Annotated in this window: 6 protein-coding genes; 2 read left to right on the top strand and 4 right to left on the bottom strand. The window is 49.5% G+C overall.

All coding sequences use genetic code 11. From position 1 onward, the window contains the following. On the bottom strand, positions 1-675 hold a 675-nt coding region (locus ACMHXH_RS06665; RefSeq protein WP_413737850.1), incomplete at its 3' end, for an IS630 family transposase. A gap of 190 nt (positions 676-865) precedes the next feature. On the opposite strand from ACMHXH_RS06665, the gene ACMHXH_RS06660 reads away from it, so the two are divergent. Next, entirely contained in the window at positions 866-1,888 is a 1,023-nt protein-coding gene (locus ACMHXH_RS06660) for an IS110 family transposase (protein ID WP_413737849.1), read from the top strand. Between the two features lie 995 nt (positions 1,889-2,883). Further along, positions 2,884-3,051, top strand: coding sequence for a hypothetical protein (locus ACMHXH_RS06655; RefSeq protein ID WP_413737847.1), 168 nt, complete (start codon positions 2,884-2,886; stop codon positions 3,049-3,051). A gap of 580 nt (positions 3,052-3,631) precedes the next feature. Here the strand turns inward: ACMHXH_RS06655 and ACMHXH_RS06650 are convergent. The 3 genes from ACMHXH_RS06650 to ACMHXH_RS06640 are packed head-to-tail and all read right to left on the bottom strand — an operon-like array spanning position 3,632 to position 6,617. Beyond that, a complete protein-coding gene (locus ACMHXH_RS06650; RefSeq protein ID WP_101096670.1) occupies positions 3,632-4,639 on the bottom strand; it encodes an ArsA family ATPase in 1,008 nt (335 codons plus the stop codon). Positions 4,640-4,665: 26 nt separating this feature from the next. Further along, complete coding sequence (locus ACMHXH_RS06645) at positions 4,666-4,938, bottom strand: cory-CC-star protein (protein ID WP_025009799.1); 273 nt, start codon at positions 4,936-4,938, stop codon at positions 4,666-4,668. Then, on the bottom strand, positions 4,938-6,617 hold the full coding sequence (locus tag ACMHXH_RS06640; protein ID WP_039033918.1) for a carbon starvation protein A: 1,680 nt from the start codon (positions 6,615-6,617) through the stop codon (positions 4,938-4,940). The genes ACMHXH_RS06645 and ACMHXH_RS06640 overlap by 1 nt, the downstream gene beginning before the upstream one ends. Between the last annotated feature and the right edge of the window lie 96 nt (positions 6,618-6,713).

Genomic DNA, 6,713 nt, shown 5'->3' with positions numbered 1-6,713 from the left:
GACTTTCCCCGTTCCTGTGTGTAGCGCACCTGCCAAGTATCGTTTGCTATTCTGTCCCGGCGTTGTCACTCGTTTTTGATGGCCTTTATGCATCCATTCTGCGCCGATTTTTGGATTGAGATGGATATCAACTTCATCTTCATAAAATACGGGATGGTTTATATTGCAACGCTTCAAAGCTGCCTTAATTTCCGCAAGCTTCTCATCTTTATGAGGATCTTTGATATGCAAGGTGGGAGCGGCTCTACGCCAAACAACGCCAAGTTTAGGCAACCACCGCCGAATCGTTGAGGAATGAACCTGCAGCGAAAATAAGCGGTTAACCTCAAGAGCTATTAATTCAGTACTCCAGCGGGAACGTTGGTATCCAAGCTCTTGGGGGGACAATTGAAGCAGTAGTTTGATTACACTCGTTATTTGTTGGAAAGGAAGCACACAGGAACGGCCTCTGGTTGAAGACTCCAGCCCCTCAATGCCACATTCAGTGTACCAACTGACCCATCTGTTGATTGAAGAACGCGCTGCAGCTATCAAGCCTGATACTTCAGTAACAGTACGTCCAGATGCCAACAAGAGAATGGCATTCAGGCGACGGCACTCGTCTTTATCTCTGGTTTTATACATCTTTTTTTGTATTCGACGTCTTTCAGAGCGGGTTGGTAATGTTAGAATCATGATCTCGGCTCGGTTTGTGTGAGTTGGTTGGTTTGGCGATTGATCAGAACGCTTGAATCGAGCCGAGTTCCTTCTATTTTCGAAACGCAGTGATCTACATTTAGGAACTAATGAAATGGACACCTCCCCACAAAGACTTCAGTGAGCCATGCTGTAAGTGCAAACCAACAGCAATATGAAGAGGTGTCCCATGGAACAAATTATCGGAATTGATCTGGCAAAGCGAGTTTTTCAGGTGAATATCGTATCTGCGCAGGGTGAGAAGAAAGCGAATAAAATGATCACCCGTGAAAAATTGACGGCGTTTATTGTTCAGCAGCCTCCGTCCCGTATTGTGATGGAAGCGTGCGGCAGTGCAAATTACTGGTCACGCCAGTTCAGGCAATACGGACATGAAGTTAAACAAATCAGTCCACAGTATGTTGCCCCCTTCAGAATGGGCAGTAAAAATGACAAAAATGATGCAGCTGCAATTGTCGAAGCTGACAGTCGCCCGGGTATGCGCTATGTGCCGGAGAAGTCTATTGAACAGCAGGATATTCAGTGTCTGCACCGGGTTCGCCAGCGGCTGATGAAAAACAAAACCGCGCTGATTAACCAGATACGGGGGCTAGGCCTGGAATACGGTATTGCCATACCGGAAGGGGCTCATAAAATTATGGCCCACCTGCCTGAGCACCTGGAGGATGCAGAAAATGAGCTCACCACGCTCAGCCGGGAGCTGTTCCATGAGATGTTGCAGGAACTTCAGGACAATCAGCAGCGGATTAAAACTCTGGATCTGCGCCTTGCGCTTATCAGCCAGCAAAATGAGGATACCCTCAGACTGAAAAGCATACCTGGTATCGGGCCATTAGGGGCTTCAGCCTTGACGGTAGCTCTGGGCGACAGTGCTGATTTTCAGAATGGCCGGCATTTTGCCAGCTATCTGGGGCTGGTTCCGAAGGAGCACAGCAGTGGTGGTAAAGTCAAACTACTCGGGATAACAAAACGCGGAGATGGTTATCTGCGAGGACTGATTATTCATGGCGCCCGCTCAGTGGTTTACCGGGTCATCAACCTTCCGGAAGAACGATGTGGAGGTCTCCAGCGGTGGCTGAAAGGTATTATTGCCCGAAGTGGCGTAAACAAAGCTGTAGTGGCGCTGGCTAACAAAAATGCCCGAATAGCGTGGGCGCTAATAAACCAAAAAACAGAGTATATCGTTAAGTAACTAACTGATTTTAATAAGTCCAAAGAGTTGATGTGCTGACAGGTAGAACCGACTCTCTGTGAACCTGACAAATAGCTGGGCTGCTAAAAGCCATGGCACTAATGAGGACAGAGAGTACGGATGTTCATCAGGGCTCACGAAGCCGGATATATGTGTGTGGCTACTTTGTCAGAAAGAGACCTGCCGGTGCTTGCATCGGAGAGGTGTCCATATAGCTATTTAGTACTTCCATTATGGGAGGAACTATTGGGGTAATCGCTGGAGGAATTTTTGGGCCTGCAGGTATGGTTGCTGGAGGTGTTTTTGGTGCTACAACAGGGCAAAGGTTCGGTTTGGCAATGTGTTCGATGTTATAAGAGGGGAAGAGAAAAATGCAAGAATTAACAGTTAAAGATACAGAGATAGTGAATGGTGGAATAAATTCTGGAGTATGTTCAGCTGCAATTGTCTCAGGCTCTGCACTTGCCGGCGGCATAGCTGCTGGATACTTCTCTCTGGGTCTAGGGTTCACTGGTGGGGCATCGGCTGGTGCCTTTTTCGGAGGATTTGTAGCAGCTGCGGTGTGCTATAGATAATCTTATGGGAAGGGGGGAACCCCTTCCATTAACAGATAAAGTTAATTATGAAAGATATAAACTTATATATTATATTAGCGTATGTTTTACTTGTTTTTATTTTGATTTTCCCAATTGGCACTCTTTCTAAGATTGTAATTTTTATTGTAGGGCACGTTGTTATCTTGCTAGCTTACATTTTTAAAAGAGGTAAGTAGAAATTATGTTCTAGGATTTTGCTAGTTTTTTAATGTTTTTATATATTGAGTTTTCTATAGCTTTAGGATTTTAGTATTCCTCTTGCGATATTTCAGTTTTTGAAAAAGTTAATGTTAGCTGTCGTTGTTATCCATTATTCCATAGGTTGTTTTTATTGGTAATATTAGTAATTATTTTAGCCAGAGTTTACATGTCATACATTATTGAGTGTTGGAGGTGGAAATGAAGTGGTTAAGTAAAGTTAAGGTAGAAGATTTATTCCCTACAGAGTACGCTTTGGTGGATTCATTTGGGTTGAGCATGATTTTTAAGTTAATCATTTTTGTCGTAGCATTTTCTTGGCTTGGCTTGGCTTGGCTTGGCTTGGCTTTATTCTTTTTGTTATTGTAAAGTTGTTTTTAAATTAATATGATTACTGCTGAAGTTGGGTTTTGAATTCGCGGTGGGTTCTATCACGAAAGGAAACGCTTATTCTCAGTAATGCAACGATTAAATTAGTTAGCGGAGGAGGACTCTCCTCAGCAGGATATAAGATGTTAAAATTTATTTTAATCGGGTTTGTAGTGGTAGGTTTAACTATAATAGGCTTTAGGCATAAACTAGATTTTAGAACGAACACAAAAGGTTTATTTTTAGGGTTTTTATTTATTTCCATTGGATTAACTTTAATACTAAATAACTGATCCTATTTGTGCTGCATCTTGCTGAACCATTGTGGCGCAAGAGTTTCCGGATATGTGATCCTGAAGCCCACCTCATCAGGCTGGTGTTCTAACTGCGTCAAGTTACTACTTGGAGACGATATCGGTTCAGTGATCTACTTTTGGAGCAGTTATTTAGTTTGTTAGTGTTTTTTCTTTGTGGATTTCTTCATAAATTAACCATCATCTGTTGCCAATAGAAATTCTCGATTTAGGAAAGGGAACAGGCAAAGCTTTGGAGGCAAGTTTGGTTGAACAAATAAGAGAATTTACAGCCCGGCTTTGGCCAGTTCGGTCGCCATCTGTTCAAGGCCGCTCAGGCCCTGGATATCGGTTTCCTTGAGTGGCAGTCGAAAGCGGCGCAGTTTGCTAAAGTTTGCGTCTATCTCTTCGAGGTGCACGGCTTCCTGCTGACGGCGTTTGGCAAGAAAGCTGCCGTCGGCTTCGGGTGGCAGCAACCGATTGATTACCAAACCTGCCAGCGGTAACTGCTCGGCCTGCAAACTGGCCACGGCGCGGCGGGTTTCCAGAATAGGCAGCTTTTCTGCGGTCAGGACAAACAGCAGCCCTGTTTGCTGCGGATCTTTAATCAGCTCACGGGTGCGCTGCAGCAGCCGTTGGCGGGCCAGTAAGGTTTCTGCTATGGCCTTGTTGCGCGGCGCCATTCCGGCGGTGGCGTGCTCGGCCGGATCGTCGAAGGGGTTATCGACATCACGGCCCCGCCCGGGTGTCAGATGCGACAGCATGGCGCCGAGCTTTTCTGATTTCTGATTGGCGCTCAGCATACCTTGGGTCCAGGCGGCCATCGCCTCAGGAAGGCTCAGTAGCCTAAGCGTATGGCCGGTGGGCGCGGTATCAAAAATGATCAGATCGTATTCACCGAGGCCGCTTTCCAGGGTCTTGGCAATCCGCTCCAGCAAGGCGGCTTCCTGGGCACCGGGAGACTGTCGGGTGAGACGCATCTGCCGCTCAATTTCAGCGAACATCTCCGGGCGGGTAAAACTCTTCAACTGTTGGCTGACCCGGTCGAGATGTTGGCGCACTTCCTCATCCGGGTCGATTTCCAGTGCATCCAGATTGGGTGCCAGCCGGGTGTAGTGATCGCCTATCTGCTTGGCAAAGGCATCGCTCAGGCTGTGGGCCGGATCTGTGGACACCAAAAGGACTTTCTTGCCGCGTCCGGCCGCCAACAGGGCCAGTGAGGAGGAGACAGTGGTCTTGCCGACACCGCCTTTGCCACCCACCCACAGAATACGTTTGTCGGTCAGCTGCGCCATAGCCCGTCCTTAATTAACATCTTGTTTCAACAGCATCTGAACTGATCCAGCGGTGAGTGGGGCATACCCATACGCAGGTGCCAGTCATGGAACTTTTCCAGCATCAAGGGCTGCAGCTCCAGAGTGTAGTAACTGGCCGGGTTGGGTACCCCCATCATTTCGGAGAAGATCAGCAGCATAAAGAGATCGTCCTGCTCCCTGCGGGCGCGGGCGACTGCCGAGCGAAAAGGGGCGTTATACGCCTCTTCCGCCAGGTGGCTCAGGTCTTTGACCAATGCCTTGATCTTCGCCAGCTTCATCAGTCGTTCTCCGCTGCGGTTTTACGCGCCTTGAGCGAGCGGCTCAACGTGGCACTGCACTCCAGTGAAATGACTATGGCGGCGATCAGTACCACCAAGTCCAGAGTGAACAGGAACCAATCCTGCTTGTCGTAGAAGCCCTTGAGCTGAATAAGTAGGCCCATGGTGGTCATCACCAGCAGGAAGATAAGCGGAGCCAAGGTATACCACATGGGGCGACCCAGTTTCACCAGCATCACTGTGATTACCAGCAGTGTCAGGCCAGCCAGCAACTGGTTGGTGGTGCCAAACAGCGGCCAGATCAGCATGCCACCCGAGCCGTCACCGCCGGCACCGAAGGCCAGCAGCAAGCAAGTGCCCACGGCCAGCAGAGTGGCGACGGCGCCATTTTGCATCCAGTTGAGGTTATAGATGCTGCCCCATTCCTGGAAGATGTAACGCTGTAGCCGTAAGCCTGTGTCCATAGTGGTACCGGCAAACAGCACTACCATTACTGTCAGCAGGGTTTGCGCCATGGTTTCATCCATGCCTATCCCGGATTCGAGGATATTGGCTCCGCCCTTGATAAAGGCACTGACGCCCCCCTGACCAAAGGCGTGATAGATGGCCTGCCAGTCGGCCAGAGTCGCAAAACCCGCAGTGGCGGCTATGATGGCGGCCAGTGCCAGAGAGCCTTCGCCTATGGCGCCAAAGTAGCCGACAAAACGCACATCCGGCTCTTTATCCAGTTGTTTTGAGGTGGTTCCGCTGGAAACCAGGCCGTGGAAGCCGGAAATCGCGCCGCAGGCAATGGTGACGAACAGCAGCGGCACCAAGGATGGAGTGCCTTCGGGTACATCGGTATTAAAGGCCGGCGCCACTATATCAGGCGCGCCCAGAAGCACGGCGCCGTAGAGCAAGCCTAAGCCGATAAACAGCTGAATACCATTGATATAGTCCCGCGGTTGCAGCAGCATCCATACAGGCAGCAGCGAGGCGATGGCGGCATAGACAAACAGCAGGATGATCCAGCTCTGGTTATCCGACAGCGGCCCCAGGGTTTCCGGCAATGCCAGCGGCATGGACGGGCCGATATAAATGAGTGCGTACAGTGCCGCCACGCCGATAATGGACACCACCAAGAGGTTGATAAGACGGCGGTAGATTAGCTGACCTATGATGAGAGCCACCACAATGGCGCCCCAAACCGGCAGGGTGGCGCTGGGGAAGTTGATCAACTGCTTGGCAATGACAACGGCAAACACGGCGTTAACCATGAGCAACACTAAAAATATCACCACCATAAAGATGCTGCGGGCCCGCTCGCCGATAACATCACCCGTGACCGCACCTATGGATTTGGCCTTGTTGCGGTTACTGGCCCAGATGGCGCCGGCATCGTGCACCCCGGCAAAGAAGATGGTGCCGAACACCACCCAGAGGAAGGCCGGCACCCAGCCCCAGATAACGGCAATGGCCGGGCCGATAATCGGCGCAGCTCCGGCCACTGAGGTGAAGTGGTGGCCCCAAAGCACATATTTATTGGTGGGCACATAGTCGATACCATCCTGCATCTCATGTGCAGGTGTCACGAAGTTGGGATCGACTTTGAAGATTTTTTCGCAGATGAATTTTGAATAGACAAAATAGCCGGCCGCCATCGCGCCCAGGCCCATTAACATCAACAGCACAGCATTCATGGGACACCTCTTGTTGTTGTTTTGATGTGTTGATGTTAATAGAAGGTGGTTGTTGCTGATATCAGACTAAAGTCCTATTTGGTCGCGGCTGTCAAT

It is taken from the genome of Shewanella sp. BJSY2023SW001, from assembly GCF_047314685.1.
Classification (GTDB): Bacteria; Pseudomonadota; Gammaproteobacteria; order Enterobacterales; family Shewanellaceae; genus Shewanella; species Shewanella indica.
This window is presented reverse-complemented; position numbering and strand designations above follow the sequence as displayed.